Consider the following 25,779-nt stretch of genomic DNA (forward strand, 5'->3'; position numbering starts at 1 on the left):
GCGCTCACACGTCCTCGCCGTACTGGATACGGCGGTACGGGGTGCTCAGCACCTCGCGGGTGATGCGGACGTCGATCACGGTGGGCCGGGGGGAGCGCACGTACTCCGCGAGTGCGGCGCGCAGCTCACCGGCCGTGCGGACGGTGGCTCCGCCGCCACCGAGCGTCCTCGCCACGTCGCCCAGTTCGGGCGTGGAGATGGTCGCCAGCTCAGGGTCGAGTCCCTTCGCCTTCGCCTTGTGGTATTCGGCGCCGAGGCCCTGGTCGTTCATCACGACGACCAGCAGCGGGATGTCGTACCGGCAGGCCGTCTCGAACTCGGAGAGGTGCATGAGGAAGCTGGCGTCGCCCTCCACCACGAAGCCGGGCTTGTTGCCCTTGGCGACCATCTGGCCCATCGCGATCAGCGGAGCCTGGCCGATGGCGCCGAACATGCCGTAGTTGGAGAGCACGTCGCGCGATCGCTGGAAGAGCATGGTGCCGAAGTCGGTCTGGTGGCCGCTGCCCAGCACCAGGCCCATCTCGGCGGGGAGCTCGTGGTCCAGGACCCAGATGGCCTCGCGCGGGTCGAGCCGTCCGGGTTCGCGTACGTACTCCGGCTGCTGGAGCCTGCCGGTCAGGTGCTGCCGGACCTGCTCGGTGTGGTAGCCCTCCAGCCGGACGCCACGCTCCTCAAGGGCCCGGGTCAATTCGCCCAGGGCGGTGACCGCGTCGGCCTGCAGATAGCAGTCCGCCGTCCTGCCGTTGCCCATCACCAGGTGCGGAGCGGTGTCGATCTGGATGTACTTGGCCTCGGGGTAGAGGTAGCCGCTCTCGATGGTGTAGTGGTTCAGGCTGGCGCCCACCGCGAGCACGCAGTCGGCCTCCTGGAGCAGTTCCATCGACAGCTTGTCGCCGAACAGACCCGACAGGCCGACGTGGAAGTCGGTACGGTCGCACAGCCAGTTCTTCGCTTGCAGGGTGGTGGCCAGGAGAGCACCCGTCTGCTGCTGCAGGGTGAGGATCTGTTCGCCGGCCTCGGCCTTGCGCGCGCCCCGCCCCGCGATGATCACCACCCGCTTGGCGTCTCGCAGCAGGTCGGCCGCGTTGTGGAGCCTGGCCGGGTCGGGCAGCAGCCGCGGGGTGTCGATCAGCGCGGTGGAGGGGACGTAGTCCTCGTCGTAGTCGTCCAGTTCGGCCACCTGGACGTCGAAAGGCGCGCTGATCATGACCGGTCTGGACTCGGTCCGGGCCCGGTAGAAGGCCTGCCGCACGGCCTCCTGGGCGTTCTCGGGCCGGGTCACGTGGATGAACTCGCACTCGATCGCGGCGGCGAAGCGCCGCTGGTCGAGGTACTGGGTGGCGCCCTCGTCGCCCAGCGGGGTCTCGCCGCAGAAGGCGACCAGGGGGGTACGCGCCCGGCTCGCGCAGAGCATCGAGGTGGCCAGCTGCGAGACACCGGGGCCACTGGTGGTGGTGACCACGCCCGGTTGCCCGGCGCCGCGGGCCCAGCCGTCCGCCATGCCGAGGCCGGACCCCTCGTGCCGCACCTCGTACAGCCGCACCCCTCGGTCGGCGAGCGCGGCCATCCAGTGCATGTTGGCGTCGCCCATCATGCCGAAGACATCGGTGGTGCCTTCCTTGACGAATGCCTCGGCCAGTGCTTCGTAGACCTTCACGTCCTATGACTCCTTCGCGTTCGCCGCGGCCGTCGCCCGCGCTTTCAGGACGCCGTCGAGCCGGGAGAAGACCCGCAGCGCGTTGCCTCCGTAGACCGCCTGCCGCTCGGTGTCGCTCAGGCTGTCGATGGAGTCGAGGGTGTACTTGGTGTCGTCGAACCGGCGGCCGGTCTCCGGGTCCACGCTGCGCACGGCGCCGATCATCTCCGAGGCGAAGAGCACGTTCTCGGCGGGGATGATGTCGAGCAGCAGCTCCATGCCCCGCTTGTGGTATACGCAGGTGTCGAAGTAGACGTTGCGCAGGATCGACTCCTCGAGCGGCGGCCGGCCGCGGTCCTGCATCATTCCCCGGTAGCGGCCCCAGTGGTACGGAACGGCTCCGCCGCCGTGCGGCAGGATCAACTTGAGCGTCGGGAAGTGCTTGAACAGGTCCGACTCGCACAGCTGCATGAACGCCGCGGTGTCACCGGCGAGGTAGTGGGCGCAGGTGCCCTGCAGCGCGGGGTTCCTCGACATCGCGACGTGGACCATCGCGGGGACGTCGAGCTCGACCATCTTCTCGTAGAGCGGGTAGTAGACGCGGTCCGTCAGCGGCGGGGCCTGGTAGTAACCATCGGAAGGGTCCGGATTGAGCAGACAGCCGACGAAGCCCAGCTCCTCGACGCAGCGCTCCAGTTCGACGACCGAGTTGCGGAGGGAGGCGGGGAGGGCGTCGCCCGGGGACTGCGGGAGCTGGCACACGCCCACGAACCGCTCGGGGAAGAGGCCGCACACCCGGGAGATCAGGTCGTTGCTGACCCGGGACCAGTCGAGGCTGGTCCGCTCGTCCCCGTAGTGGTGGGCCATCTTGCCCGCGCCCGGCGAGAAGATCGTCAGGTCGGTGCCGCGCTCGATCTGCAGCTTGAGCTGCCCGTTCTCGATGGCGGCACGGATCTCGTCGTCGGTGATGCGCAGTTCGTCGGGTGAGTGGCGGGCGCCGGACTCCTCGAACTCCCTGATCTGCTTCTGGCGCCACTCCCCCAGCGCGGCGGGCGCCGTGGTGAAGTGACCGTGGCAGTCGATGATCATGTATCACTCCGAAATCGCGGTGCGGTGTTCGCGTGGTGTACGGCGGGACCGGGGGCGCATCAGGCGCGGCCGGTCAGCTCGCGGGCCTTTTCCAGGCCGGGGTAGGTGCGCACCGGCGCCGACATCAGGAAGCGGTAGCCGTCGTCGAGTACCTGTTTGACGTTGCCGGCCGTCACATGGGGGTGGCCCACGGCGATGCCGCGTTCGTTGCAGATGTCGAGGATCCGCCGTTTGCACTCCAGGACGCGGGGGTGCTCGTACTGGCGGGGGAAGCCCAGTTCCTGGCTCATGTCGCCCTCGCCGATGAGGATCAGTCCGATCCCCGGCACCTGGTCGAGCATGTCGGGCAGGTTCTTGATGCCGAGCTGGTCCTCGATCATCAGGCCCACCAGGATCTCACCGTCCTCGGCGAGCGGCCACACGTCCGCCTTGGCGTAGTACTCGATGTTCGAGATGCCCCAGTAACGCGTCGCCGCGTGCGGGCCGTCCCCGCGCAGACCGGCGGGTTCGTACAGCGCGGTGTCGGGCAGCCGCGGGTAACGGCAGGCGGCGACGGCGTTACGGGCTTCCTCCACCGTGGAGACGTGCGGCCAGATGATGCCGAACGCACCGAGATCGAGGGCCTGCTTGGCATGCCACTGGGCCTTCTCCGCGCCGTTGGCCGGGATGCGCACCATCGGAGTGACGGCCGGCGCGAGGCTGTCCGCCTCGAAGACCTGACGGCGGCTCAGCAGGTACTGGAAGCTGTCCTTGAGCGCGTTGATGTCCCAGGGCTTGTGCTCCATCTCGAACACCACCCCGTCGTAGTCCGTGGTGGTGAGCTCGACGGCGGCCGTCGGGTCGGCGGCCGAGAAGGTCGCGAAGACGTGCTCCCCCGCGGCCAGCCGCTCGATCACCTTGTTGTGCCTGAACCCTGTCATCGCCGACCTCCCTGGCCGAGTGCGTCACTGGTGTTGTCCGCCGAGTGGTGTGCCGGCTGTGGCGACAGACCCTGGCGTCGGGACTTCCGCCCCGCCCACCAGGCACGCAACCGGGCGAACAGGCCGGTGGGCGCGGTCGGGCGCGGCCGGGCGGCCGTCGCCGCGGACGGTTCGGCGGAGTCTGCCGCGGAGGGGCCGGCGGGCACTGCCGTCAGCAGCTTCGGGACGGCCGCCGTGCCGGGCTCGGCGGGTGCGGCGCATGCCTTCACCAGTTCGTCGGTGAACTCCTTCGTCATCCGGGTGACCACCACTCCCGCGCCCGACTCGATCAGCTTGGCGAGCTTGCCGTTGAGCTTGATCTCACCGTCGCAGTAGACCCGCGAGGTACCCAAGGTGTCCCCCTCGGTGACCCTGAAGGTGGCGCCGGCGCTGAATCGGGTGGCGCCCTGCCCGTCGCCGCCGCGGGCCGTCAGGCGACCCTCGAGCGCGGACTCGTCCAGGTCGAGCGCGACCCGGGCGGCGAACTTGACCCGCAGGCCACCGAACCTGATGGCCAGGGTTCCGTCGAAGGAGCCGTCCTCGTGGGACGCCCCGAGTTCGGCGCCGCCGATGCAGGACACGACGGCCGAGGGATCGGAGATGACCTCCCAGACACGTGTGGGCGGACTCGGTACGGTGATCTCTTCCGTGATCGATATCAAAGCTGTGAACCTCACTCGGCGGCAGGTCTGACGTCATCGGGGAAAGGGCACGACGGCACGACCGGCATGGCGGTTTGGCGACTTGGGCGCGGAGATCCGGGACCGGGTCCGGGGAGTTCCCGCAGAGGACCGGGGAGTCCGCACGGGCGGCGGGCCGCGGTGGCGAGTGGCTCCCGCGTTACGCGGCGGCCTTCCGCTCGGCGGCGAAGAGACTCCACAGCTCGTTGTAGAGCTCCGAGAACTCGGGCGACTCGACGAGCTCGCCGATCTGGCGGGGGCGCTCGAAGGGGACGGGAAGGATGCGGCGGATGGTGCCCGGGCCCTTCGACATCACGACCACCTCGTCGGCCAGGTAGATGGCCTCGTTGAGATCGTGCGTGACGAAGATGAGCGTCCCGTTCTGCTCCCGCCAGATGTTGAGCAGTTCCTGCTGGAGCTCCAGCCGGGTGATGGCGTCCAGCGGACCGAACGGCTCGTCCATCAGCACGATGGACGGGTTGTAGATCAGCGCACGCGCGATCGCGCAGCGCTTCTGCATACCGCCGGACAGCTCCCGGGGGTAGTGCCTCTCGAAGCCCTTCAGGCCGACGAGTCCGACCCAGTGGGCGATGCGTTCCTCGCGTTCCTCCTTGGGCACCTTGCGGAACTTCAGCGCCAGGCCGATGTTCGCGTCGACGCTCAGCCAGGGCAGCAGGTGGGAGTGCTGAGTCACGTACGCGGCGTCGGAGTTGACCGTGGTGACCCGCTCGCCGGCGTAGTGCACCTCGCCCTGGGTGGGAGTGAGCAGCCCGGCGGCCAGGTTGAGGATGGTGCTCTTGCCGCACCCGCTGGGTCCGATCACGGCGACGACCTTGCCGCGGTCGACCTTGAACGACACGTCCTCGATCGCCGGTCGGTGAGTACCGGGAAACTGCAGAGTGACGTGTTCGAGCCGGAGTGCTTCCGGGTGCGAGATGCGCTGACTGCTCGACATATCTGTCTCCTCGGCCGCCTCCTCACGAAGAGACGGAGCGGGGCCCTGCGCCCTCACCCGCGGCGGCTTTCATGTGTGACGGTGCGGTGAACCGCTGGCAGTTGGTGCGTCCGGACGTGCCCCGGGGAACATCAGGGCGGCTCGTTCTCCGCTTGACGCGATCTCGGCGGCACCACCCCCGCCTGAAGATTGTCCGACAAGCGGTGAGGGGAACGTAACACCGCCGACCCACGTCCACAAGAAGTCTGCAGGAAGAAGATGCTCGCCCACAGTCCCCTTGAATCGATGACAGGAGATTGTTGGACAACGTCGCTCCAGATGGACTTCAAGGTGGCGAGCGACATGCATCCGGAACCGCCAGCTGAACCGCAGGACCGCCACCTACGGGACGAGGGGTCGATCACTGGAAGGCCGAGACCGCCCCCCGCCGTGGGGTTCGCAGGTGTCGCCGAGCATCTGCGGCAGCCCCGAGCCGCGCATGCCCCCCTTTCGCACCCCGGCGCACGTACACCCCCTCAGGGGGAACCACGCTCGAAGCTTTACGGGTCCATCCCGAACTCACCAAAAATTGGCCAACAATCCGCAGCGTCCCGTAGGTGCTTCTTCCGCCACCCTCAGCTCCTGACGCAGCTCTCTTGCCAGCGCCAGCCCGTGGCGTTACGTTCCTGACAGATCTTGTCCGACAATCCTGCCGGGGAACGAGTCCGATCGGATGCGCGACGCCCTCAATCCCCCGAGGCACGTGCACAGGACCGGCGAAGCACCAGGGCACCGCGCTCCCGGAGCGGGCCGCGCACGCGTTGTGACCGAGGAAGGACTCCCTCCCCATGAACACGTCCTCGCACTTCCCTTCGGGTGACAGGCCAGAGGGGCGGCCCTCCCGCCGCACCGTACTGGCCACCATCGCCGCGTCGCCCGCGGTGATCGCACCGCTGCTCCCGGCCACGCGGGCCGAGGCGGCCCCTGAGCGGCACGGTGACCTCCTGTACATCGGCACCTGGGGGCAGGGCCAAGTGCACGCGGTGCGGTTCGAATCCGATCACGGGACCATGACATCCCTGGGACGCGTCGCGGAGGTCAGCTCGAACTGGGTCGCGGCACATCCAACCCGGCCGGTCCTCTACGTCGCCGGCGGTGAACAAGGCGGTCTCGTCCGCGTCCTCCGTATCGACGGCGCCTCGGGAGCCCTGCGGCAGATCGGCCAGGTCGAGACGGAGTCCGTCCCGACCGGCACCGGAGGACTGTCGTACATCGGGCTGACCGCGGCGGCGGACGCCCTGCTGGTCGCCGATTTCGCGGCCGGCTCCGCCGTGGCCGTCGCCGTGGACGCGGACGGACGACTCGGTGGGGTGGTCTCGCGGGTGCAGGACACCGGGTCCGGGCCCCATCCTCGGCAGGCGGGCCCCCATCCGCACCATGTGGTCGTCGACCCGAGCCGCAGGTTCGCGCTGGTCGCGGATTTCGGCGCCGACCGGGTGTTCGTCTACGACTACGACCGGACCACGCACCGGCTGTCCGCCGGGCCTCCCGACGGCCCCGGCGCCTACGCGACGGCACCGGGATCGGGCCCACGACGCCTGGCTTTCCACCCGAACGGCCAGGCGGTGTACCTCTTGAACGAGCTGACCGCCGATATCCAGACCCTGCGCTGGGACGCGGCACGAGGCGTACTGACACTCCGCCAGGTTCTCTCGACGAACGCACCGGGTCACACCGGGGCGACCAGCGCCGCCGAGCTGGCCGTCAGCCGCGACGGCCACCACGTCTACGTCTCCAACCGCGGCGAGAACACCCTGGTCGTCTTCTCGGCGGATGCGAGAACCGGTCGGCTCACCGAGATCCAGCGCGTCCCGTGCGGGGGCGTCACACCGTGGAGCTTCGCCCTGCACCCCGGCGGCCGATGGCTGTTCGTCGCGAACGAGGCGAGCGGCACAGTGAACCTCTTCCGCGTCGACCCGGAGTCCGGGCGCCTCACGGACACCGGTGCCGGTGTGGCCGTGCCCGCCCCCGACTGCATCGCCTTCCACGTCCGTGCTGACGCCTCCGGCCGGCCGCGGTTCTGACCGGACTGCCTCCGCCTCCGGCTGCCCACCGTCCCGACCGGGTTGCCGCCACCCGCGGTGGCGACCCGGTCCCCGCCGCACCTTGTGCCGGCGGATCGTCATCAGTTCGCCGGCCGGCGTCCGTCGACGAACCGTTCCGGCGCGACCACGCCCGGAAACGAGTCCACGGTCGGCACCGGCCACCAGGAACGGAGCGTCATGACGTCTTCCCGGCCGCACCCGGCCGTCCTCCGCGTCCGCAATCGGGGCGACGCGACGCGTCGCCCTTGTCGCCGCAGCCGACCGGCACCGGTGCGCCGATGACGGATGTGGACCAGGGCCCGCCGTCCGGCCGGCCCACCCCGGCCGGGGACGCTCGGCGCAGCAGCGGTTTCGCCTCGCTGCGGATCAGGAACTACCGCATCTACACGCTCGGCCAATCCACGTCCGTCGTGGGCAACTGGATGCAGAACATCGCCGTCGGCTGGCTGACGCTGGAGCTGACGCACAGCGGGACGATGCTGGGGGTGGTAACCGGCGCCCGGTATCTGCCCGTCCTGCTGCTGGGGGCCTGGGGCGGTCTCGTGGTGGACCGCCACGACACCCGCCGGGTGCTCGCCTGGACCCAGGTCGGCTTCGCCGCGCAGGCCGCACTCCTCACCGGGCTGTCCGCGGCTCATCTGGTGACGCTGCCGTTACTCGTCCTGATCATGCTGACGCTCGGCCTGACCAACCTCTTCGACGGTCCCGCGCGTCAGAAGCTGATCAGCGAACTGGTCACCCCGGGGCTTCTGACCAACGCCATCGCGATCAACTCCACCTTCATCAACACCGCGAAACTGGTCGGCCCTGGCGTCGCCGGCTTCGTCATCGCCGCCCTGGGCGTGGTGCCGTGCTTCGCCCTGGACACCGTGTCCTTCCTGGCCGTGCTGGTCAGTCTGGCCATGCTGCGGACGGCGGAGATGAGTCCCGCGGAACGGGAGGTGCGCGCCAAGGGTCAGATCCGCGCCGGACTCGCCCATATCCGCCGCACCCCGGAACTGCTGTACCCGATGCTCATGGTGTACGTAACAGGCATCCTCACCTGGGAGTTTCCGGTGAGTCTGCCGCTGCTCACCACATCGGTGTTCCGGTCCGGCCCCGCCGGTTACGGCGCGGCCACGGCCGTGATGAGCGTGGGCGGGGTGCTGGGCGGGTTAGTGGCCGTACGGCGTCACCGGCTCAGCACCCGTTCGCTGTCGGTGTCGGCGATGATCTGGGGAGTTCTGATCTGCGCAGCTGCCTTGGCGCCCGGCCTCCCGGTGGCCCTGGCCCTGCTCGTCCTCGTCGGCGTCGGCTCCATCACGTTCAATTCGTCGGCCAGAACGCTGATACAGATGGGGGCCGCGCCCCAGATGCGTGGGCGGGTCATGGCGATCTGGTCCATCGGCTGGATGGGGGGCACGGTCATCGGGGCGCCGCTCGTCGGAGCGGTCGGCGCGTACTGGGGTGCCCGCAGCGCGCTGCTGGTCGGCGGGGTGGCCGCTGCCTGCGTCGGGATCGTCGTACTCGTCCTGTCCTCGACCGGTCAGCGCGGCCCGGCGTCGTTGAGGTGAGTCGGGGCGGGCCGGGCGCGCTGTGCCACCGCATGCCCGGCCTCCCCTCGTCCTCTCCCCCGCAGCACACGCTTGGCGCGAGCATGACACACAGGGGGGCCGTTGCGCGCCGACGCTTTCACATCATCCGGAAAGAACGCTCTGCGGGAGATAGAGCGGCATCGAGTCCTCCCACTGACTGTCGGTCAGCATCTTCTTGTCCGACCCGTCCGCGTTCATGCTGAAGATCTGTCCGTAGGGCTGGAATGTGTCGTCGTACAGCGCGGCTTCCTCCCGGAACCCGTACATGCCGCTGTTGTACAGAATGCGACCGTCGTGGTTCCAGACCGCGTGGCCGTCGTTCGCCCCGCTCGTCGTCAGGACGCGCAGCCCACTGCCGTCGGGCTTGATGGTGCAGACGTCGAAGTTGGTGGCGCTCGTCTTGCGGGTGAAGAGGATGAGTTTGCCGTCCGAAGACCAGTCCGGCAGGTTGTCTGCCTCCGTGGTGAGGACGGTCGACCGGCCGGTCCTCAGGTCGAGGATGCGCAGGCCCTTCGCGTCCGGACCCCAGACGCGGTAGACGATGCGGTTGCCGTCCTCCGAGTAGCTGGGGAAGCCGGCGTTGACCGTGCCGTCCGTGAGCGGCTCGTAGGAGGATCCGTCGCTGCGTACCCGCATCAGCGTGGCCGTGCTCGTCGCGCGGGTCTGGAACCAGCCGCCCACGCCGAAGGCGATCCACTTGCCGTCGGGCGACCAGGTGGGCCGGAAGGCGCCGGCCAGTCCCTTGGCGACCATCGCCGGGTCGAGCCCTGCGCTCGTGCTGTCGAAGACGACTTTCTGGTTCGAGCCGTCCGGACGCATGGTGACGATCGAGGACGTGCCGAGTTGCTTGTCCGTGATCGCGAGGCGGCCCTGCTTCGACAGGACCGGGAACACGTCACAGAAGCGGTACTCCCAGTCGGAGTCCCAGCTGTAGAGCGGGGCGTCGAGCGCGCGGGTGGCGTAGTCGAGCTTCTCGTAGATCACCGACTTCCCGTCGGGTGACCAGACCGGCGAGCGCAACGCCCGCTTGACGCCTGGCCGCGTGCCCGACACGTAGGCCAGTCCCTCGTCCGGTCCGCCCTTGACGAGGTAGCCGATCTCGTCGGCGCCGATGTACTGGGGTGCGACCTTCAGGTGCGGGCCGGAGGTGTGCTCGACCCGCGCGCCGGTCGTGACGTCGACCGAGACGATCTGCGACTCGACCTGGCCGATGGCCTCCGGACGGTGGGCGCCCCACGTCCCTTCGACGGTGATCTCGTAGAAGACGATCCGGGAGCCGTCCGGTGACCACTTCGGCGAGCCGAGGCAGTATCCGTCCCGGGTGGCGACCTGGCGGAAGCCGGTGCCGTCCGGCCGGATGACGTAGATGCTGAGCTCCTGCGTGTGCTCCCAGCCCGCGCCGTTGCCGTGGCCGCGCCAGGTGGTGTTGCGATCGCTGGAGAAGGTGATCCACTGACCGTCGGGTGACCAGGCGGGTCGGAACTGGCAGTCGGGACTCGCCGGGTCGCCGGCGAGCCCCGCGGCGCCGGTCAGGTTGATGCGCTTGCGCGTGCTCAGGTCGAGCAGCCAGATGTGCGTCCTGTGATCCCCGCTCGTGGACACGTAGGCCACCTTGGTCCCGTCCGGCGACGGAACCGCCCAGTCGTCCATGGCCGGACCGGTCACCAGGGGTTCGACGCGAGACCCGTCGAGGGCCGCTCGATACAGACAGGAGTTGCCGTCGCCCGTCCGCTCCGACGTGAAGTACACCGACGCACCGTCGTTGCCGAAGGTCGCGTGGTAATCGAACGCCGCGTCCTTCAGCAGCTTGCGCTCGTTCGTTCCGTCCGCGTCGGCGATGTACAGGGTCGATGCCGACGGGCCGATCCGGTTCATCAGCATGACGCCCTTTTTCCCGGCGGCGGCGGATGCGATGGCGAAGGGCTTGGGGAGTAGCGCGGCGCCGGCGACGGTTGCGCCCGCTATGAGGAACGCTCGACGTTTCATATCAGGTGACATTTGCTGCAAGGTCCCTTCAGGGGCGGTCTCACACAAGGGCCATTACTGTGCGTGACATAGTCGACACGTTGATTGTCGAACAACTTGCGCGTGAACGTAACACCAACGAAAAGATCACACAAGAGACTGCACCGAAGACCCCACTTCAGCGCCACACTGATGGATCGCTTGCCCCAACTTTTGTCCGACAATCCATGGAATGGTGTCGGTCAATCATGGAGCAGAGGCTTGCATATCAGGCGGAATGTCACACCGTGACGCCCCCGCCACGCCGCGCATTCCGTTTCGCGGGGAGCGTCTCCAGGCCTGGGTGACAGGCCGGAGAAGGCGCTCGCGTGAAATGATCAACGGACCAGATACGTCTTCCCCTCCCTCCCCCTCAGCCTCCTGGCGGCGCGATGCTGGGGGCGAACTGCCGCCAGGTCCGGTCCGCCCGTGCCAGTGCCGACCTCGTGCCCGCGACGCCACGATGACGGCGTGGACGAACCGGTCATACGCCCCCGCCCGGCGGCCCTGTGGCTCTGGGTAGGTCCAGCAGGTCCACCTTGAGACACCTCGGGCCCGTCACTCTGCGAGAAGCTGGATACATGGATCAGCACACCGAATTGGGGCAGTTTCTCCGCTCCCGCCGCTCGCGCCTGGCGCCGGAGAAGGTGGGCCTGCCCGGCCCGTGTGGTTTCCCGCCGGGTGCCCGGACTGCGCCGCGAGGAAGTCGCGGAGCTGGCCGGTGTGAGCGCGGACTACTACGCACGCATCGAACAGGGCCGAAACCCCAGTGTCTCCGACTCGGTCCTGATGGCCATCGCTCGCGCGCTGCAGTTGGACGAACTGGAACGCAACTACCTCGTCCAGCTCGCCCGCCCCGCGACCCTCGGGCCACGTCCCCAGGAGGTTCTGCGGCCGCAACGGGTCAGGAACGAAGTCCATCAGATGCTCGGAGTCCTCATCTGCCTCGTCCTGCCCGCTCCGTTCTCCGTCTCGGCGCTGCCGCTGGTGCCGCTCGCGCTGGTCATTCGTCTCGTGGCCGCGACCCTGCTCGTGTCGGCCGTCGTCCACCGCTTCGTCGAGTACCCCTGCTGTCGAACCGCAGGTGCTGCCGAGGTTCGCTGAAACCGGCCGAAGCCCGGCGACCACGAAGCCGGGCCCGCACGGATCGGGCGAGCCGCCCCCGCGGGCGGCGTGGGTTGACCTGGGCCACCGCGCCACCGCCCTCGCCCACGGCACCCGCCTCGGCATCGCTGTCCGCCGCCTGCTCACTCCGTCATGGGCAGGCACTCGGTGAGCAGGTCGACGATGTCCCGCCAGGCTCGCTGCGCGTGCTGAGGGTGATGACCCACCCCGGGAAGCACGCTGTGGTCGACCGGTGGGTGATGGAAGGCGTGCAGGGCGCCGCCGTAGACCACGAGGCGCCAGTCGGCGCCCGCCGCCTGCATCTCGGCGGTGAACGCGTCCCGTTGCGCGGGCGACATGATCGGGTCCTCCGACCCGACCCCGGCCCACACCGGGCAGCGGATGCGCGCCGTCTCGCCTGGTCGGCCCGTGGTCAGTCCGTTGACTGTCGCGATCGCGCGCAGGTCGACGCCGTCGCGTCCGAGTTCCAGCGCGATGGCACCGCCGGTGCCGTAGCCGACGGCGGCGATCCGGTCCGGGTCGGTGCGCGGCTCGGCGCGGAGCACGTCGAGCGCCGCGTAGCCGATGTCTCGCATCCGGTCGGGGTCGGCGAGCAGTGGCATGCAACGGGCCAGCATCTCCTCGGGGACGCCCAGGTAGCGTCCGCCGTGGAGGTCGAAGGCCAGCGCCACGTATCCCAGCTCGGCGAGCGCATCGGCCCGGCGGCGGTCGACGTCGCTGAGCCCCACCCCCTCGGGCCCGACCAGGACCGCCGGCCTGCGGCCGGCACCGGCCGGGAGCGCGAGGTGCCCGGTCATCGTCAGGCCGTCGGCCGTGTATGCGACCGTGCGCGAGGTAACTGTCGTCATGAGCCTGGACTGTAGTGATCGTCGGGCCCGGTCGGGCCGGTGTTCTGCCACTGGCAGAAGGCATGCCTCCGGCGTGATCCGGAACCACCCCGTCAACGCTCACCTCAGCGTGTCCCCCGTCTCCACCGGCCTCGGTCGCGGGCCGCCAAGGCGGAGTGCGGGGTGCGGGCGGGGCGCCGACGGCCAGGACCCGGACGCCGCGTACGGCGTCGATGCCTGCCGTCCGTCCCGCGGCGGTGATGACCCGGGCGGTGATCAGGCCGACCGGTGGGCGTGGGCCGGGGCATCAGGGCGAGCGGCATCTGCCGCGCCTCGGCCGGCACATCGTCGGCAACGGAGGATCTGGCTGGGCAACCGGCGGCAGCCCCGACTCCGTCCACCGCGCGGTCGAACTCGGCCTGCCGAAGTTCCTCGGCATCCTCGGCGGCACCCCCGAGCACTGGACCCGGTACGGCCGTGCCTGCCGTGCCGCCCGAAACCAGGCGGGCCCCCGCAGCAGGCCGACATCTCCGTCGCCGTCCACGGCTTCGCGCCGGCACCGGTGGCACGGCCCGCGCCACCTCTCCAGAACACGAGCACGAACACCCCGTGATGGCCGAACCCGGCCGCCCGGCCCCGCCGCGTCCCGCCCGCGCCGCCGCCCTCGGCCCGGATGGGGCGGGGACCTCGCGGGGGCGGGGTGGGGAAGCGGCGTGCCCCGTGTGCACGGTGGGCACGCGTCCGGCGCCTTCGCACCCTTACTCACGGGCAGGGCCGTCCCTACGCTCCTGAGCACCTGCCGCTCACGGTGGCCCTCCCTCTCGCGCATGCGGCGGTACTCCCCGATCGGAGGACTCGATGTCCCTCGTCGCGCACCCTTCCCCCCGGGCACGGTCCCGGCTCTCCGCCTTGCTGGCGACCGCCTGCCTCGTCGTCAGCGCGTTCGTCTTCGCCTCTCCCGCAGCCGCCTCCACCGACGGTCTCCTCGACCTCACGTGCACGGCACCCAGCAGCGAGGCCACCACCTACGACCCGCCCCTCACGCTGGCCCCGCAGGACGTCACCTTCTCCTCCACCGTCCAGTACGGACCGTGCGTCTCCCTCAGCCGCCCCGACATCGACTCCGGCTCCCGGTCGCTGCACGTCCTCACCCCGGACCGGTCCTGCCTCACCCTGCTGGAGACCGCGGTGTCCGCCTTCACCATCACCTGGGACACCGGGGAGACCAGCACGATCTCCGGGTCCCGGACCGCCACCGTGGTCGGCGCGGCCCTGGTGGTCACCATCACCGGCAACGTCACCTCCGGAGTGATCGCGGGCGACAGTGTCGTGCAGATCAGTACCGGACCCGCGACCGGCATCCTCGCCTGCACCCTCGGACTCGGTACGGTCGACAGCGTCTACTCCGCCGTCACCCTGGAGATCACCTCCCTCTGACACCGCGAGGCCGGTTCGGTCAGCGGGCGTGAGGCGTTCACGGCGCCCCCACCCGCCACACCCTGCCCGACGCCGACGGCACCGACTGGGAACTGCCCTCCCGGCCGCCGCACCCTCCGAGGAGCACACGTGACCGACCACGCCCTGTCCGTCTCCTTCCCAGGCGGACAGCAACACCGCCGTCCTCATCCTCAGCATCCTGCTGGGCTTCTTCCTCAACGGCCTGTACGCGCCGCTGTACACCTACCTCCCCGAGGGGTACCCGACGTGGTCGCGCCCGATGGCCGCCGCCACCTCCGACGCCTTCGGCCGGATCGGCGGCATCACCGCCCCGAGGATCACCGGCACCCGGTACGTCTCGCCGCGCTTCACCGGCGTCCTCACCCTGATCTGCGCCGTCCTGGCCGCGGGCTGTGTGCTCACCCTCACCCTGTCGACGTCGGCCCAGGGCCGGTCGCTGGGGGCGGTGTCCGGCTGACCCGGGCGTCCGCGGGACCGCGCGCCGACGGCGACAGCACGGCGGCCGAGCCGCACGGCCCGAGGAACCCAGAGGGGCTGGGCTGCCCTCCCGGGGTACGCAGGCGGCGCCCCTTCAGCGGCGCACGAGGGCGGCGCGGTCCCGACGCGGCCCGTCACCTCGTCCTCGGCGGGCGCAGCAGGACGGCCGCCATGGTGGCGGTGACGGCCAAGCCGATGGTGGCGCATGTCAGTACGACGGTGAAGCCGTGGTCGTAGGCCCGTTGTGCCGCGTGCAGCAGCGTCCGGGCGGTTTCGGGCGGGAGGCCGGCCGCGAGGCCCTCGGCGTGGGCGAACGACTCCTCGGCAGTCGCCCGCCCGTCCGGGCCGAGTCCCGGTACCCGGGGCAGGCCGGTTCGGTACACGGCGGTCAGGACGGTGCCGAGGACGGCGACGCCCAGGCCCGCGCCGAGTTCGAACGACGTCTCCTGGATGGCCGCCGCCTCCCCGGAGCGTTCCGGCTGCGCGGCGCTCATGATGGAGTCGGCCCCCAGGGTCATCACGATGCCCGCGCCGTAGCCCGCGCCCAGCAAGGGCACGAGCAGCACCCCGTAGTGGGCGGTGTCGCCGACGCCGGCCATGACGGCCAGCGCGACGGCGAAGAGGGCGAGCGCCCCGGTGAGCGCCCACCGGTTGCCCCACCGGTTCGCTGCCCAGGGCGCCGTGACGGCGCCGATGGCGTTGGCGCCGGCCAGGGGCATCAGGGCGAGTCCGGCGCGCAGGGGCGAGTACTCGCCCACCTGCTGGAGCCACTGGGTGAGGAAGAACAGCAGGGCGACATACGATCCGAAGCAGCCGATGACGCACAAGGTGGCGGTGGTGAAGCGGCGTTCACTGAAGAGGGTGAAGTCCAGCAGTGGCTCGGCGATGCGCCGCTGGCGGCGCACGAAGACGTAGAGCAGGAAGCTTCCCAGGACTGCCGTGATGACGATGACGCTGTTCACCCCGGCGTGCTCGCCGGCCTGCTTGAGCGCGTAGACCACACCGGCCAGGCCGGTGACGGACAGCGCCACGCTGGCCAGGTCCCAGCGGCGGGGGACGGGGTTCCGGGATTCGGGGATGACCCGGGCGCCGACGGCCAGGATGACGACGATGATGGGCAGGTTGATCAGGAAGACCGCGCCCCAGCCCCACTTCGCGGTGACCAGACCGCCGACCAGCGGGCCGATCGTGGCGCCGACGCTGTGGGCGGCTGTCCAGATGCCGATGGCGACGGCCCGTTCGCGGTCGTCGGTGAAGACGACCCTGATGATCGCCACCGTGGACGCCATGATCATCGCCGCGCCGACTCCGAGCGCGGCGCGCGAGGCGATGAGTTGCGCCGTCGAGGTCGAGAAGGCGGCTGCCGCCGAGGCGAGGCCGAAGGTGACGAAACCGCTGAGCACCATGCGGCGCCGGCCGATCCGGTCACCGAGGGTGCCGCAGGTCACGAGCAGGGCCGCGAGCGTGAGCGAGTAGACGTCGACGATCCACAGCAGCCCGGCGGGAGAAGGTTCGAGCTCCCGGCTCATGCTGGGTACTGCGACGTGCAGCACGGTGAGGTCGATACCGCACAGCAGCAGGCTGCCCGAGACCACGGCCAGCACCAGCCATCGCCGTCCCGGCGGGGCGGCCGGAGCCTCCCCGTGTTCGGTGTCTTCGATTGCTCGCATCTGTGCGGCTGCCTCCTTGTTTGACATAGTCTCAGTTTCAGGATGTATCAACCCGGGGCACAAGTACGGTCTTTGGCGTCCCTTAGTGCCACGCTGTATACCGATGGAGGTCAGTCGTGCGTTCCAGCGTCCAGGAAACTCCCGATCACTGCGCGGTCGAGTTCGCCATGGAGATGCTCGGGGGGCGTTGGAAGCTGGCCATTCTCAAGCAGCTGACCGCGGGCACCCATCGATTCGGCGCACTCATGCGCGCGCTGCCGGGCATCAGCCAGCGGATGCTGACCCGGCAGCTGCGGGAACTCGAAGCCGACGGCCTGGTGACGCGGACCGTGTACCGCGAGGTGCCGCCGCGGGTCGAGTACGCGCTCACCGAGGTCGGGCACAGCCTGGACTCCATCACGGAGGAGTTGGACAAGTGGGGCCGCTGGTACCGCGAGACCGTACGTCCCGAGGCCCCGTCCGGCCCTCGCCCGTCCTCCTGACACGGGCGAGGGCCGGACGGCGCGACGTCACAGTGTCGAACAGACCTCGCTGTGGGACAGCCGGGGCGCGCGCGGCCGCTCACCGGAGGTCTCGGGCCGGCCGATGTTCACCACGAACAGTGCCGAGAGATCGCCCGTGGGGAAGAACTCCCGGTTGACCCCGTCCTCGTCGAAGCCGCTCATGGGTCCGGCGGAAAGACCCGCAGCCCGTATCCCGATGATGAAGTAGGCAGCCTGCAACGCCCCGTTCAGCAACGCAGACCGCTCCCGCAGTGCGGAATTCCCGGCGTAGAGGTCTGCCGCTCCGGGGAACTGGGGAAACAGTTCGGGAAGTCTTCGGTGGAATTCATTGTCCACCGCCAGCAGGGCGGTCAGCGGCGCCCGCCGGGCTTTCTCCCGATTGCTCCGCGAGAGGTGAACGGCCAGCCGTTTCCGGCTTTCCGGGGAGCGGAGCAGGAGGATTCTGAGGGGCTGTTGGTTGAAGGCGGTCGGGCCGTAGCGGACGAGATCGTACACGGCCCGTATCGCCTCGTCGTCGACCGGTTCGCCGGTGAAGCGGTCCGCGGTGCGCGCCCGCCTGAACAGCAGGTCCTGGGCGCTTGCGTCCAGGACCAGCCGGGATTCCATGGAGGTCGTCATCGCTGGGGCCGGTGTCAGAATTCCGCGAGGTTCTGCCGGAGGGTGTTCCCCGGCGTGTACGTCGACCGGGTCAGACCACGGCGTTGCAGCGCGGGCACAAGACCGTCGGTGACCTCGGCGACCCATCGGCGGTTGAGCCGGAGTACGGGTGTGGTCAGCATGAAGCCGTCGCCGCCGACCTCCTCCATCACCTCACCCATGCGCTCGGCCACCTGGTCCGGCGTACCGATCAGTTCCACCGAGGAAACCAGTCCCCCGGCCGCGTCCATCACCAGTTCTCTCAGCGTCTTGCCGCTTCCCCACTGCTGCAGCTGGTCCAGCGACCCCTGTTCGCCGTTGGTCTCCAGCCGGTAGGGCAGCGGCTTGTCCAGGTCGAACTGGGCGAAGTCGATCTCGGTGAGCGCGGACGTCTCGGCGAGGATGTCGTGGATGAACTGGGGCGAGGAAATCATCCGCTGGTACTTGTCCCGTGCGTCCTGCTCTGTCTCGCCGAGAGTCGGCGTGACACAGAACAGCACCTTGACGTCGTCCGGATCGCGGCCGGCGGCCTCGGCGTGTTTGCGCACGTCGTCCCGGAACTGTTTCATGCCGGAGGGGCCGTTGGCGATGGCGATGACCGAGTCCGCGTTGCGGGCGGCGAACATCCGGCCTCTGGGCGAGGCGCCGGCCTGGACGAACGCGGGCCGGTGCTGCGGGGAGGGCACGGTGTTCAGCGGGCCGCGCACCTGGAAGTGCTCGCCCTTGAAATGGATCGGCCGGACCTTGGTGTGGTCGGCGTAGATCCCTCGCTCCCGGTCGAGCACGACGGCGTCCGCGTCCCAGGAAGCGAACAGCTGCCGGACGACGTCGACGTACTCGTCGGCCATCGCGTAGCGGACGTCCCGCGGTGGCAGTTTCTCCATGCCGAAGTTCTGCGCGGCGAGGTCCTCGGCGCTGGTGACGATGTTCCAGCCGAACCGGCCGCCGAGCATGCTGTCGGTTGTCGAGGCGAGTCGCGCGGTGATGAACGGCGGGTACGCCATGGTCGACAGGGTGGCGACGATGCCCAGGTGAGAGGTGGCCAGCCCCATCGCGACGGCGAGCGGGACCGGGTCGTGTTTGGGGACGACCATGCCCTGCCGCAGCGCCCGCTCGGAGGATCCGCCGTAGCTCTCCGGGACCATGAGCTTGTCCTCGATGATCACGTAGTCGAAGCAGGCGCGCTCCAGCGCCTGGGCCACTTCCGTGTGGAACCTGCCGTCCCAGGGAGAACCGCCGGTGCCGAACGGGCCCTGCCAGTCGTCCGGGGTGAAGTTGAAGATGCAGGCGAGATGGAACTTGCGTGTCACGGTCGCTTCCCTCCGGACGGTGCGGTGGTTCGGTGCTTGGGGTCGGTACGCCGGCGGTCGGGCTGGATCCATGCGAACATCAGCCCCTCGCCGTCGCGCACCAGGGCCGTCGCCTCCTCGACGACGTGCCGCAGGAGCTTCTCGCCGAGTGCGGCGCTCGATCCCGAGGTCGATGAGAGGACACCACGGTCGGTGGTCTTCTCCGCGTCCACCGGATGGAGGTAGACGCCCGCGCGGGGCGGCTGGTCGTGGTCCGGGCGCTGGTCGGTGACGAGGTCCGGACGCAGGTGGAGCATCAGACTGGTCTCGGTGACTCCCGCGTGTTCGGCGTGCCAGCCGGGGAACCGGGGGATCTCGGCGTCGGTGAAGGCGTCGCGCACCAGGCTCCACCAGCTGAACGCGAAGACTTCCTTGCCGTCGAGCAGGCCCTGCTCCCGTACCTGGTCCAGCGCCTCGAAGAGGAAGGGTTCGTTCTCGTAGTGGCCGTTGACCACGACGAGGCGGGCCATCGGTAGTTTCGCCAGGGAACCGATGCTCTCGCGCAGGAAGCGGATCAAGGTGTCACCGGCGACGTACACGGTGCCGGGGAAGTGCAGTCCTCCGCCGCTCTGCGGCAGCGAGCGTGCGCCGATCGCCTGTGCGGGGAGCGTGAAGGCGTCCAGTTCCCGCGCGATCTCGTCGGCGAAGGCTTCCGCGAGGAGCAGATCGACGGAGAGGGGCAGGTGCGGGCCGTGCTGCTCGACGGCTCCGACGGGCCAGACGACGGTACGTCCGCGGACGGCTTCGGTGACGCGACTGCTCGTCAGGTCGGTGAGGCGCAGGGCGGCCTGCCGCCCGCCCGTCATGTGACCGCCCCCTCGGGCTCGCGGTGGCCGGGAACCGGGAAGTCGGTCCGTGGGTCGAGAAGCTCGCGGGTCTGCGCCAGGATGCGCTCCAGCGTCTGGTACATGTCGGTGTGCAGGGCCGTGTAGACCTGCACCGCGTTCGCGCCGACCCGGAGGTAGTCGGCCACGTCGCGGCCGTTGCCCACTCCACCGCAGCCCAGGACGGGCAGGTCGATACCTCGGCGGCGCAGTTGCCAGATGGCGGCGAGGACCAGCGGCTTGATGCCCGGCCCCGAGTATCCGAAGACGCCGTTCAGTTCCAGGTCCCCCGTCGCGGGCGACACGGCCGCTCCCGAGATGGTGTCGCTGACGGTGACGGCGTCGGCTCCACCGGCGATGGCGGCGCGGACCCGGTCCTGCAGGCCCTCACCGATGGCGAGCTTGACCGACATGGGCAGCCCGGTGCGGCTGCGGGTCTCGGAGGTGTAGGCGTAGACCCGGTCGGGGTTGTCGTCCTCCAGTCCGTCCTCCTCGTTGAGGCACGAGATGCCGAGTTCCAGTGCCCGGCAGCCGGTCGCTTCGACGTCCTTGGCCAGCGCGGCCAGTTCGGCCGGCGAGTCGGCGTGCAGAGAAGCGATGACGGGAAGCCGGTCGTCGGCGAACGAACGCAGAACCCGAAGCCAGTGGTTGACCGGCCGTTTGGAGTACGTGGTGCTGTTCAGCATGCCGACGGGCAGCCGTACTATCCGCTCGTCCAACCCCTCGGGGGGGTTGGGGTGGATGGTCTTGGTGACTACGGCACCGGCTCCCTTTTCTATGAGTCGGCGGATGTTGCGTTCCTGGTCCGTCAGCAGTCCGGATCCGACGATCACGGGGTTGGCGATCGGCAGGCCCAGAGCGGTCACATCGGACACTGGTATCTCCGTCCGGCGGATGAGCGGATGGGCGGTCAGCGGGTGTCTAGGCGACAAAGCTCGCGCCGATCGCCTCGCGCTGCCGCTCGGTGGCGGCGAGCACGGCGTCGATGAGCAGGCCCGGCTTCTCCATGAACTCCTCGAAGCCGATGGCCTGGACGAAGCCCACCCGGTGCAGGCCCTTGAGGAGGTGGCTCGCGGACTCGACGAAGGGCTGCTGGGTGATCAGGACGATGGGACGCCCCAGAGCCGTGGCCCAGCCGAGTTCGACATGGGTGCCGTCGGTACGCCGCAGTGTGCCGTCCTCCAGCAGGGGAAGAACGGGTACGAAGACGTCGCACTTCTTCATCCAGCGGAAGTCGCGGACCGAGACCTGTTCCGGTGTGAAGGCCGCGGTCTCGGCGCCGAACTTCTCGACGACGTGGGCCGAGAAGATGTTGCCGCCGTGTTCCCTGACCGTGCCGATCGCGGTGGTGATCGCGTCCTGTAAGTGACCGACGAAGCCGTTCTCCAGGATGGCGTGCTGGATCGGGCCGCCCACGAAGACATCGAGTCCTGCGAGAAGACCGCTCTTGTGTGTGGACACTTCGTCCGTGGCCGAGGTGGTCTCCATGACTGTGTCGCTCCTTCTTCTTCGGAGAGGTGAGTGGTGGTGGAGAAGAGCGGGTGACTCCGGCGCCGGGCATGCGTGTACCGCGGCCGGGAGTCACCGGCATGCGTCATCCCCGCCAAGGGACAGTCGCGGTGGGATGTGCGGTCCGCGCCGCCCGGCCGGGGGAATCGGTCGAGGCTGTGCCGGTCAGAAGGCGTCGGCGACGCCCGTGTACCGGCCTCGGTAGTACAGCAGCGGTTCCCGGGGCTCGGCCGGTGCCTCCAGCCGGCTCACGTCGCCGATCACCACGAGGTGATCGCCGCCGTCGTACTCGGCGTGCAGGTAACAGTCGATCCATGCGGCCGCCTCGGCCAGCCGTGGCGCGCCATCCGACGACGGGGCCCACGCGACTCCGCGGAACTTGTCACCGCCGGACCGCGCGAACCGCTCGCTGAGTGCGTGTTGCTGCCGGGACAGTACGTTGACGCAGAAGGAGGCACGGTTCCTGATGGACGGCCAGCTCGTCGAGGTGCGGCTGACGCACAGGACGATACGGGGCGGGTCGAGGGAGAGCGAGGAGAACGCCTGACAGGTGAACCCGACCGGCCCTGCGGAACCCATCGCGGTGACTACGGTGACTCCTGAACAGAACCGCCCCATGACGAAGCGGAACGCATCCGGCGTGACGTGGTCCTGAACTGCTGCGGGGTTGCTCTCGCCTAACAAGGGCTCTGTCCTCTCGGGCCGTAGCCAGGTTGAATACAGCAGGCTGAGCACTCATCACTGTTCGTAGCAGGCAACAGTGTGCATCAGCAGATCGATTCCGACAACGAACCTGGCCCCCGTGATAAAGATCCTGCCATCATGCGGTCATGATGAATGATTCCGACATCCTTGAGGGACTCGACCAGCGGATCGTCGCCGCGCTCCAGATCAACCCCCGGGCCGGTGTGGCAGAGGTGGGCCGCATCCTCGGGGAACACGAGCGATCGGTGGCACGACGTCTCCAGAGGCTCCTGGACACGGGGGTCGTGCACTGTACGGCTGAGTACGCTCCGCTGCGCTGTGGCCGCGGCCCCACAGGTCACTTGCTGCTCCAGACTTCCACAAGCTGTCTGGAAAGCGTCTCTCAGAGATTGGCAAGGCTTCCTGATGTGCTTAACGTCGCCACAGTGAGCGGAGGGGTCGGCCAGCTCTGGTGCGAGCTACTGCTGGAGGGCCGGTCGCATCTGCACTCCCTGTCGACGAAAGACGTTCCCGGCCTCCTGGACGTCCAGGTGCTCGGCGCGCACATCACACTGCGCCCGTTCTTGAGTGAGGCCGAGTGGCACGCCCCCGTCCTGACGGCTGAAGAGGAGAAGCGCTTGCGCGCGAGTCTGGTCCGGCCCCTGCCCGATCTCGCGCACCACTACGACCTCACTCCCACCGACATCCGCGTCGCCGAGGCCCTGATGAGGAACGCACGCGTGAGCCTCACCGAACTCGCCAGGGACATCGGCTTCTCCACGGCTACGGCGGGACGACGCATCACGTCTCTGCTGGAGCGCCGGGTGCTCCACCTGCGCACGCTCGTCGAGCCGGCCCTGCTGGGCCGTCGAGTGGACGCACGCGTGCGGCTGAAGGTTCACCCGGCAGGCATCGAAACGGTCGGTACCGCCTTGGCCGCCTGTCCCGACGTGCGCTTCTGTGCCGCCGTGACGGGCGGACACAACCTCTTGGCCGACGTGTCCGTCGAGCGCGAAGCGAGCCTGTACGGCTTCATCGCGGACACGCTCGGAGCACTTCCGCACATCCTCGACTGCGAGACAGACATTGTCAGACGTCTGTGTCCCAGCGGCTCTGTCCCGAACGGCACGTCCTCATAAGCCGCTCCGCACACCGGACCGCGACCACGGGAGCCCCCTCTTGGCCATGCCGCACACATCCTCGACGACCAAGCACATCTTCGTCACGGGGGGTGTCGCCTCCTCTCTCGGCAAGGGGCTGACCGCCTCCAGCCTCGGCATGCTGCTCAAGGCCCGGGGTCTGCGTGTCGTGATGCAGAAGCTCGACCCCTACCTCAACGTCGACCCTGGCACGATGAACCCGTTCCAGCACGGTGAGGTGTTCGTCACCAACGACGGCGCCGAGACCGACCTGGACATCGGCCACTACGAGCGGTTCCTCGACCGCGACCTGGACGGCTCGGCCAACGTCACCACCGGCCAGGTGTACTCCACCGTGATCGCCAAGGAGCGGCGCGGTGAGTACCTCGGTGACACCGTGCAGGTCATCCCGCACATCACCAACGAGATCAAGCACCGCATCCGCCGTATGGCGACCGACGAGGTCGACGTCGTCATCACCGAGGTCGGCGGCACGGTCGGTGACATCGAGTCGCTGCCGTTCCTGGAGACCGTCCGCCAGGTCCGCCACGAGGTCGGCCGGGACAACGTCTTCGTGGTCCACATCTCGCTGCTGCCCTACATCGGCCCCTCCGGCGAGCTGAAGACCAAGCCGACCCAGCACAGCGTCGCCGCCCTGCGCAACATCGGCATCCAGCCGGACGCCATCGTGCTGCGCTGCGACCGCGAGGTGCCCACCGCCATCAAGCGCAAGATCTCGCTGATGTGCGACGTCGACGAGGCCGCCGTGGTGGCCTGCCCGGACGCCCGTTCGATCTACGACATCCCCAAGGTCGTGCACGCCGAGGGCCTGGACGCCTACGTCGTGCGCAAGCTCGACCTGCCGTTCCGGGACGTGGACTGGACGACCTGGGACGACCTGCTGGAACGCGTCCACCAGCCCGAGCACGAGATCACCATGGCACTGGTCGGCAAGTACATCGACCTGCCCGACGCCTACCTGTCGGTGACCGAGGCACTGCGCGCCGGCGGCTTCGCCAACCGGGCCCGCGTGAAGATCAAGTGGGTCACCTCGGACGACTGCAAGACCCCGGCCGGCGCCCGGGCACAGCTCGGTGACGTCGACGCCGTCTGCATCCCGGGCGGCTTCGGCGACCGCGGCGTGCTCGGCAAGGTCGGCGCGATCCAGTACGCCCGCGAGCACAAGATCCCGCTGCTCGGCCTCTGCCTGGGCCTGCAGTGCATCGTGATCGAGGCCGCGCGCAACCTGGCCGGGATCGCCGACGCCAACTCCACCGAGTTCGACCCCGCCACCGCCCACCCGGTCATCTCCACCATGGCCGAGCAGCTCGACATCGTCGCCGGCGAGGGCGACATGGGCGGCACCATGCGGCTCGGCATGTACCCGGCCAAACTGGCCGAGGGCTCGATCGTGCGCGAGGTCTACGACGGCAAGGAGTACGTCGAGGAACGCCACCGCCACCGCTACGAGGTCAACAACGCCTACCGCGCGGAACTGGAGAAGAAGGCGGGCATCGTCTTCTCCGGCACCTCCCCCGACGGCAAACTCGTCGAATACGTCGAGTACCCCCGCGAGACCCACCCCTACCTGGTCGCCACCCAGGCCCACCCGGAACTGCGCTCACGCCCGACCCGCCCGCACCCGCTCTTCGCCGGGCTGGTCAAGGCCGCGGTCGAGCGCGTCGACAGCGCCTTCGGCAGCGACGGCCCTGGCCGGTTCCTCAACGTGTCCGGAACCGGCCTGAACGGCCGGCACGGACTGCCCCCACTGCCTGACCCCGAGCAGGCAGCCGAGTGACTCGACGGCACAGGGGCCGGCGAGAGGGGCAGTGGCGGCGGCGTCCGCCTCGCCCCGCAGCCGGGCTCCGCGCTCGATGACCGGCGAGCAGAGCCCGGCTCAGGGACAGTCACTCGTCGCAGAGAGCCGGTGAGACGCCCTGCCTCTAGAAGAAATGCTTGCGTCCACCGACCGCGCGGCCGGTCGCACCCAGGATCCACAGGATGGCACCGACCAGAATGAGGATGCCACCGATCGTCGTCAGCAGCCCCATGCCGACAAGCAGGCCGATGATCAGCAGAATGAGCCCAAGAATGATCATTGCAAATCCCATCGTCAATTTCGGCTCAGGCGCGTGTGCGTACAAGCCTCACAAGGGCCTGAGTTGGTCCCTTGGTTGGTAGATCCCGACCAGTTCCGACTGTCAGGACCTCGGTGCGATAGCCCTTGTGCCCGGCGACACGGTGTTCACACACTCCTTCGAAACTTCATTCAGTACGCCGTCTCCCTCACCCACGGCACGCGGCACAGGTGCCCGGTCCGTGTCGGGGTGCGGACGCCGGTGCCGGAGGGCTGCTCGGCCACCGTCGCGACGAAGGCGTCCGCGACCGGCCGGCGCCGTCGTGGACGGCCTCCGGGAGGAGGTGGTCCTCGCCCTGGAAGCGGTGGTGGATGGCGCGCGTGGACTCCCTCGCCCCGGTGGCGACGGCCCCGATGCCGGTGCGGCCGTGTCCCTCGCGGCCGCAGACGGTCCCGGACAGCCCCTGGCCGCTGGTGACGTCGATGACCGATCCGCCGCCGCGCTCGGTCATCACCGGCA

At 69.2% G+C, this 25,779-nt stretch carries 23 protein-coding genes and 1 pseudogene; 8 read left to right on the top strand and 16 right to left on the bottom strand.

From position 1 onward, the window contains the following. Positions 1-4: 4 nt before the first annotated feature. The 5 genes from Sdagh_RS26135 to Sdagh_RS26155 all read right to left on the bottom strand — a co-directional run bounded on the left by Sdagh_RS26135 (position 5) and on the right by Sdagh_RS26155 (position 5,319). Entirely contained in the window at positions 5-1,657 is a 1,653-nt protein-coding gene (locus Sdagh_RS26135) for a thiamine pyrophosphate-binding protein (RefSeq protein ID WP_189423969.1), read from the bottom strand. A gap of 3 nt (positions 1,658-1,660) precedes the next feature. After that, positions 1,661-2,725 (bottom strand): amidohydrolase family protein, encoded by a 1,065-nt coding sequence (locus Sdagh_RS26140; RefSeq protein WP_189423972.1) that lies wholly within the window; start codon positions 2,723-2,725, stop codon positions 1,661-1,663. A gap of 59 nt (positions 2,726-2,784) precedes the next feature. Further along, positions 2,785-3,645 carry an HpcH/HpaI aldolase family protein gene (locus Sdagh_RS26145; protein WP_189423974.1) on the bottom strand — a complete coding sequence of 287 codons (861 nt, stop codon included), beginning with the start codon at positions 3,643-3,645 and terminating at the stop codon, positions 2,785-2,787. Next, on the bottom strand, positions 3,642-4,346 hold the full coding sequence (locus Sdagh_RS26150; RefSeq protein ID WP_189423976.1) for an SRPBCC domain-containing protein: 705 nt from the start codon (positions 4,344-4,346) through the stop codon (positions 3,642-3,644). Before Sdagh_RS26150 ends, Sdagh_RS26145 begins: the two co-directional genes overlap by 4 nt. 178 nt (positions 4,347-4,524) lie before the next feature. Further along, positions 4,525-5,319: an ABC transporter ATP-binding protein gene (locus tag Sdagh_RS26155; protein ID WP_189423978.1), complete on the bottom strand. Its 795-nt coding sequence runs from the start codon at positions 5,317-5,319 to the stop codon at positions 4,525-4,527. 827 nt (positions 5,320-6,146) lie between these two features. Here Sdagh_RS26155 and Sdagh_RS26160 point away from each other — a divergent pair. Then, the gene (locus Sdagh_RS26160; protein ID WP_189423982.1) at positions 6,147-7,382 is read left to right on the top strand and encodes a lactonase family protein; all 1,236 of its coding nucleotides are present in this window, start codon (positions 6,147-6,149) and stop codon (positions 7,380-7,382) included. A 299-nt stretch (positions 7,383-7,681) separates the two neighbouring features. Continuing rightward, complete coding sequence (locus Sdagh_RS26165; RefSeq protein WP_190011708.1) at positions 7,682-8,956, top strand: MFS transporter; 1,275 nt, start codon at positions 7,682-7,684, stop codon at positions 8,954-8,956. Between the two features lie 123 nt (positions 8,957-9,079). Here the strand turns inward: Sdagh_RS26165 and Sdagh_RS26170 are convergent, their stop codons facing one another. Further along, a complete protein-coding gene (locus Sdagh_RS26170; RefSeq protein ID WP_226535820.1) occupies positions 9,080-10,963 on the bottom strand; it encodes a hypothetical protein in 1,884 nt (627 codons plus the stop codon). A 699-nt stretch (positions 10,964-11,662) separates the two neighbouring features. On the opposite strand from Sdagh_RS26170, the gene Sdagh_RS37050 reads away from it, so the two are divergent. Then, on the top strand, positions 11,663-12,085 hold the full coding sequence (locus Sdagh_RS37050; RefSeq protein ID WP_372478472.1) for a helix-turn-helix domain-containing protein: 423 nt from the start codon (positions 11,663-11,665) through the stop codon (positions 12,083-12,085). 143 nt (positions 12,086-12,228) lie between these two features. Here Sdagh_RS37050 and Sdagh_RS26180 read toward each other — a convergent pair whose 3' ends face one another. After that, on the bottom strand, positions 12,229-12,954 hold the full coding sequence (locus Sdagh_RS26180) for a dienelactone hydrolase family protein (RefSeq protein ID WP_190078173.1): 726 nt from the start codon (positions 12,952-12,954) through the stop codon (positions 12,229-12,231). An 837-nt stretch (positions 12,955-13,791) separates the two neighbouring features. Between Sdagh_RS26180 and Sdagh_RS26185 the strand changes: the two genes are divergently transcribed. Continuing rightward, positions 13,792-14,370: a hypothetical protein gene (locus Sdagh_RS26185; RefSeq protein ID WP_190078174.1), complete on the top strand. Its 579-nt coding sequence runs from the start codon at positions 13,792-13,794 to the stop codon at positions 14,368-14,370. A gap of 280 nt (positions 14,371-14,650) precedes the next feature. Then, on the top strand, positions 14,651-14,848 hold the full coding sequence (locus tag Sdagh_RS26190; protein WP_190078175.1) for a hypothetical protein: 198 nt from the start codon (positions 14,651-14,653) through the stop codon (positions 14,846-14,848). A 154-nt stretch (positions 14,849-15,002) separates the two neighbouring features. Here the strand turns inward: Sdagh_RS26190 and Sdagh_RS26195 are convergent, their stop codons facing one another. After that, positions 15,003-16,538 carry an MFS transporter gene (locus Sdagh_RS26195; protein WP_226535822.1) on the bottom strand — a complete coding sequence of 512 codons (1,536 nt, stop codon included), beginning with the start codon at positions 16,536-16,538 and terminating at the stop codon, positions 15,003-15,005. Positions 16,539-16,654: 116 nt separating this feature from the next. On the opposite strand from Sdagh_RS26195, the gene Sdagh_RS26200 reads away from it, so the two are divergent. Continuing rightward, a complete protein-coding gene (locus Sdagh_RS26200) occupies positions 16,655-17,020 on the top strand; it encodes a winged helix-turn-helix transcriptional regulator (protein WP_190078176.1) in 366 nt (121 codons plus the stop codon). A 27-nt stretch (positions 17,021-17,047) separates the two neighbouring features. Here Sdagh_RS26200 and Sdagh_RS26205 read toward each other — a convergent pair whose 3' ends face one another. The 6 genes from Sdagh_RS26205 to Sdagh_RS26230 all read right to left on the bottom strand — a co-directional run bounded on the left by Sdagh_RS26205 (position 17,048) and on the right by Sdagh_RS26230 (position 21,938). Further along, a complete protein-coding gene (locus tag Sdagh_RS26205) occupies positions 17,048-17,647 on the bottom strand; it encodes a malonic semialdehyde reductase (RefSeq protein ID WP_226535824.1) in 600 nt (199 codons plus the stop codon). A gap of 26 nt (positions 17,648-17,673) precedes the next feature. After that, positions 17,674-18,987: an NtaA/DmoA family FMN-dependent monooxygenase gene (locus tag Sdagh_RS26210; protein WP_226535827.1), complete on the bottom strand. Its 1,314-nt coding sequence runs from the start codon at positions 18,985-18,987 to the stop codon at positions 17,674-17,676. Next, on the bottom strand, positions 18,984-19,832 hold the full coding sequence (locus tag Sdagh_RS26215; RefSeq protein WP_190078178.1) for a creatininase family protein: 849 nt from the start codon (positions 19,830-19,832) through the stop codon (positions 18,984-18,986). Before Sdagh_RS26215 ends, Sdagh_RS26210 begins: the two co-directional genes overlap by 4 nt. After that, the gene (locus tag Sdagh_RS26220; protein ID WP_226535829.1) at positions 19,829-20,725 is read right to left on the bottom strand and encodes a dihydroorotate dehydrogenase; all 897 of its coding nucleotides are present in this window, start codon (positions 20,723-20,725) and stop codon (positions 19,829-19,831) included. The genes Sdagh_RS26215 and Sdagh_RS26220 overlap by 4 nt, the downstream gene beginning before the upstream one ends. 46 nt (positions 20,726-20,771) lie before the next feature. After that, positions 20,772-21,338 (bottom strand): TIR domain-containing protein, encoded by a 567-nt coding sequence (locus Sdagh_RS26225; RefSeq protein WP_189424013.1) that lies wholly within the window; start codon positions 21,336-21,338, stop codon positions 20,772-20,774. Positions 21,339-21,524: 186 nt separating this feature from the next. Beyond that, positions 21,525-21,938: a flavin reductase family protein gene (locus Sdagh_RS26230; protein ID WP_229868535.1), complete on the bottom strand. Its 414-nt coding sequence runs from the start codon at positions 21,936-21,938 to the stop codon at positions 21,525-21,527. A 251-nt stretch (positions 21,939-22,189) separates the two neighbouring features. Between Sdagh_RS26230 and Sdagh_RS26235 the strand changes: the two genes are divergently transcribed. Both Sdagh_RS26235 and pyrG read left to right on the top strand, forming a co-directional pair. Continuing rightward, the gene (locus Sdagh_RS26235; protein WP_189424015.1) at positions 22,190-23,182 is read left to right on the top strand and encodes an Lrp/AsnC family transcriptional regulator; all 993 of its coding nucleotides are present in this window, start codon (positions 22,190-22,192) and stop codon (positions 23,180-23,182) included. A gap of 46 nt (positions 23,183-23,228) precedes the next feature. Continuing rightward, positions 23,229-24,872, top strand: a pseudogene (gene pyrG / locus Sdagh_RS26240) (CTP synthase); the annotation flags it as partial. Positions 24,873-25,125: 253 nt separating this feature from the next. On the opposite strand, the gene Sdagh_RS26245 reads toward pyrG, so the two are convergent. Both Sdagh_RS26245 and Sdagh_RS26250 read right to left on the bottom strand, forming a co-directional pair. Continuing rightward, positions 25,126-25,281, bottom strand: a complete 156-nt coding sequence (locus Sdagh_RS26245) for a hypothetical protein (protein WP_010059700.1) — start codon at positions 25,279-25,281, stop codon at positions 25,126-25,128. Between the two features lie 187 nt (positions 25,282-25,468). Further along, a complete protein-coding gene (locus tag Sdagh_RS26250) occupies positions 25,469-25,771 on the bottom strand; it encodes a hypothetical protein (protein WP_226535831.1) in 303 nt (100 codons plus the stop codon). Between the last annotated feature and the right edge of the window lie 8 nt (positions 25,772-25,779).

This window comes from Streptomyces daghestanicus, from assembly GCF_020521275.1.
Lineage (GTDB): Bacteria > Actinomycetota > Actinomycetes > Streptomycetales > Streptomycetaceae > Streptomyces > Streptomyces griseoviridis.

What these genes read in the sequence shown, in the direction of transcription:
- Sdagh_RS26140 (WP_189423972.1), bottom strand. Translation starts at nt 2,725, where the DNA reads ATGATCATCGACTGCCACGGTCACTTCACCACGGCGCCCGCCGCGCTG.
- Sdagh_RS26145 (WP_189423974.1), bottom strand. Translation starts at nt 3,645, where the DNA reads ATGACAGGGTTCAGGCACAACAAGGTGATCGAGCGGCTGGCCGCGGGG.
- Sdagh_RS26155 (WP_189423978.1), bottom strand. Translation starts at nt 5,319, where the DNA reads ATGTCGAGCAGTCAGCGCATCTCGCACCCGGAAGCACTCCGGCTCGAA.
- Sdagh_RS26160 (WP_189423982.1), top strand. Translation starts at nt 6,147, where the DNA reads ATGAACACGTCCTCGCACTTCCCTTCGGGTGACAGGCCAGAGGGGCGG.
- Sdagh_RS26165 (WP_190011708.1), top strand. Translation starts at nt 7,682, where the DNA reads ATGACGGATGTGGACCAGGGCCCGCCGTCCGGCCGGCCCACCCCGGCC.
- Sdagh_RS26170 (WP_226535820.1), bottom strand. Translation starts at nt 10,963, where the DNA reads ATGAAACGTCGAGCGTTCCTCATAGCGGGCGCAACCGTCGCCGGCGCC.
- Sdagh_RS26180 (WP_190078173.1), bottom strand. Translation starts at nt 12,954, where the DNA reads ATGACGACAGTTACCTCGCGCACGGTCGCATACACGGCCGACGGCCTG.
- Sdagh_RS26185 (WP_190078174.1), top strand. Translation starts at nt 13,792, where the DNA reads ATGTCCCTCGTCGCGCACCCTTCCCCCCGGGCACGGTCCCGGCTCTCC.
- Sdagh_RS26190 (WP_190078175.1), top strand. Translation starts at nt 14,651, where the DNA reads ATGGCCGCCGCCACCTCCGACGCCTTCGGCCGGATCGGCGGCATCACC.
- Sdagh_RS26195 (WP_226535822.1), bottom strand. Translation starts at nt 16,538, where the DNA reads ATGCGAGCAATCGAAGACACCGAACACGGGGAGGCTCCGGCCGCCCCG.
- Sdagh_RS26205 (WP_226535824.1), bottom strand. Translation starts at nt 17,647, where the DNA reads ATGGAATCCCGGCTGGTCCTGGACGCAAGCGCCCAGGACCTGCTGTTC.
- Sdagh_RS26215 (WP_190078178.1), bottom strand. Translation starts at nt 19,832, where the DNA reads ATGACGGGCGGGCGGCAGGCCGCCCTGCGCCTCACCGACCTGACGAGC.
- Sdagh_RS26225 (WP_189424013.1), bottom strand. Translation starts at nt 21,338, where the DNA reads ATGGAGACCACCTCGGCCACGGACGAAGTGTCCACACACAAGAGCGGT.
- Sdagh_RS26230 (WP_229868535.1), bottom strand. Translation starts at nt 21,938, where the DNA reads ATGGGTTCCGCAGGGCCGGTCGGGTTCACCTGTCAGGCGTTCTCCTCG.
- Sdagh_RS26235 (WP_189424015.1), top strand. Translation starts at nt 22,190, where the DNA reads ATGATGAATGATTCCGACATCCTTGAGGGACTCGACCAGCGGATCGTC.
- Sdagh_RS26245 (WP_010059700.1), bottom strand. Translation starts at nt 25,281, where the DNA reads ATGATCATTCTTGGGCTCATTCTGCTGATCATCGGCCTGCTTGTCGGC.
- Sdagh_RS26250 (WP_226535831.1), bottom strand. Translation starts at nt 25,771, where the DNA reads ATGACCGAGCGCGGCGGCGGATCGGTCATCGACGTCACCAGCGGCCAG.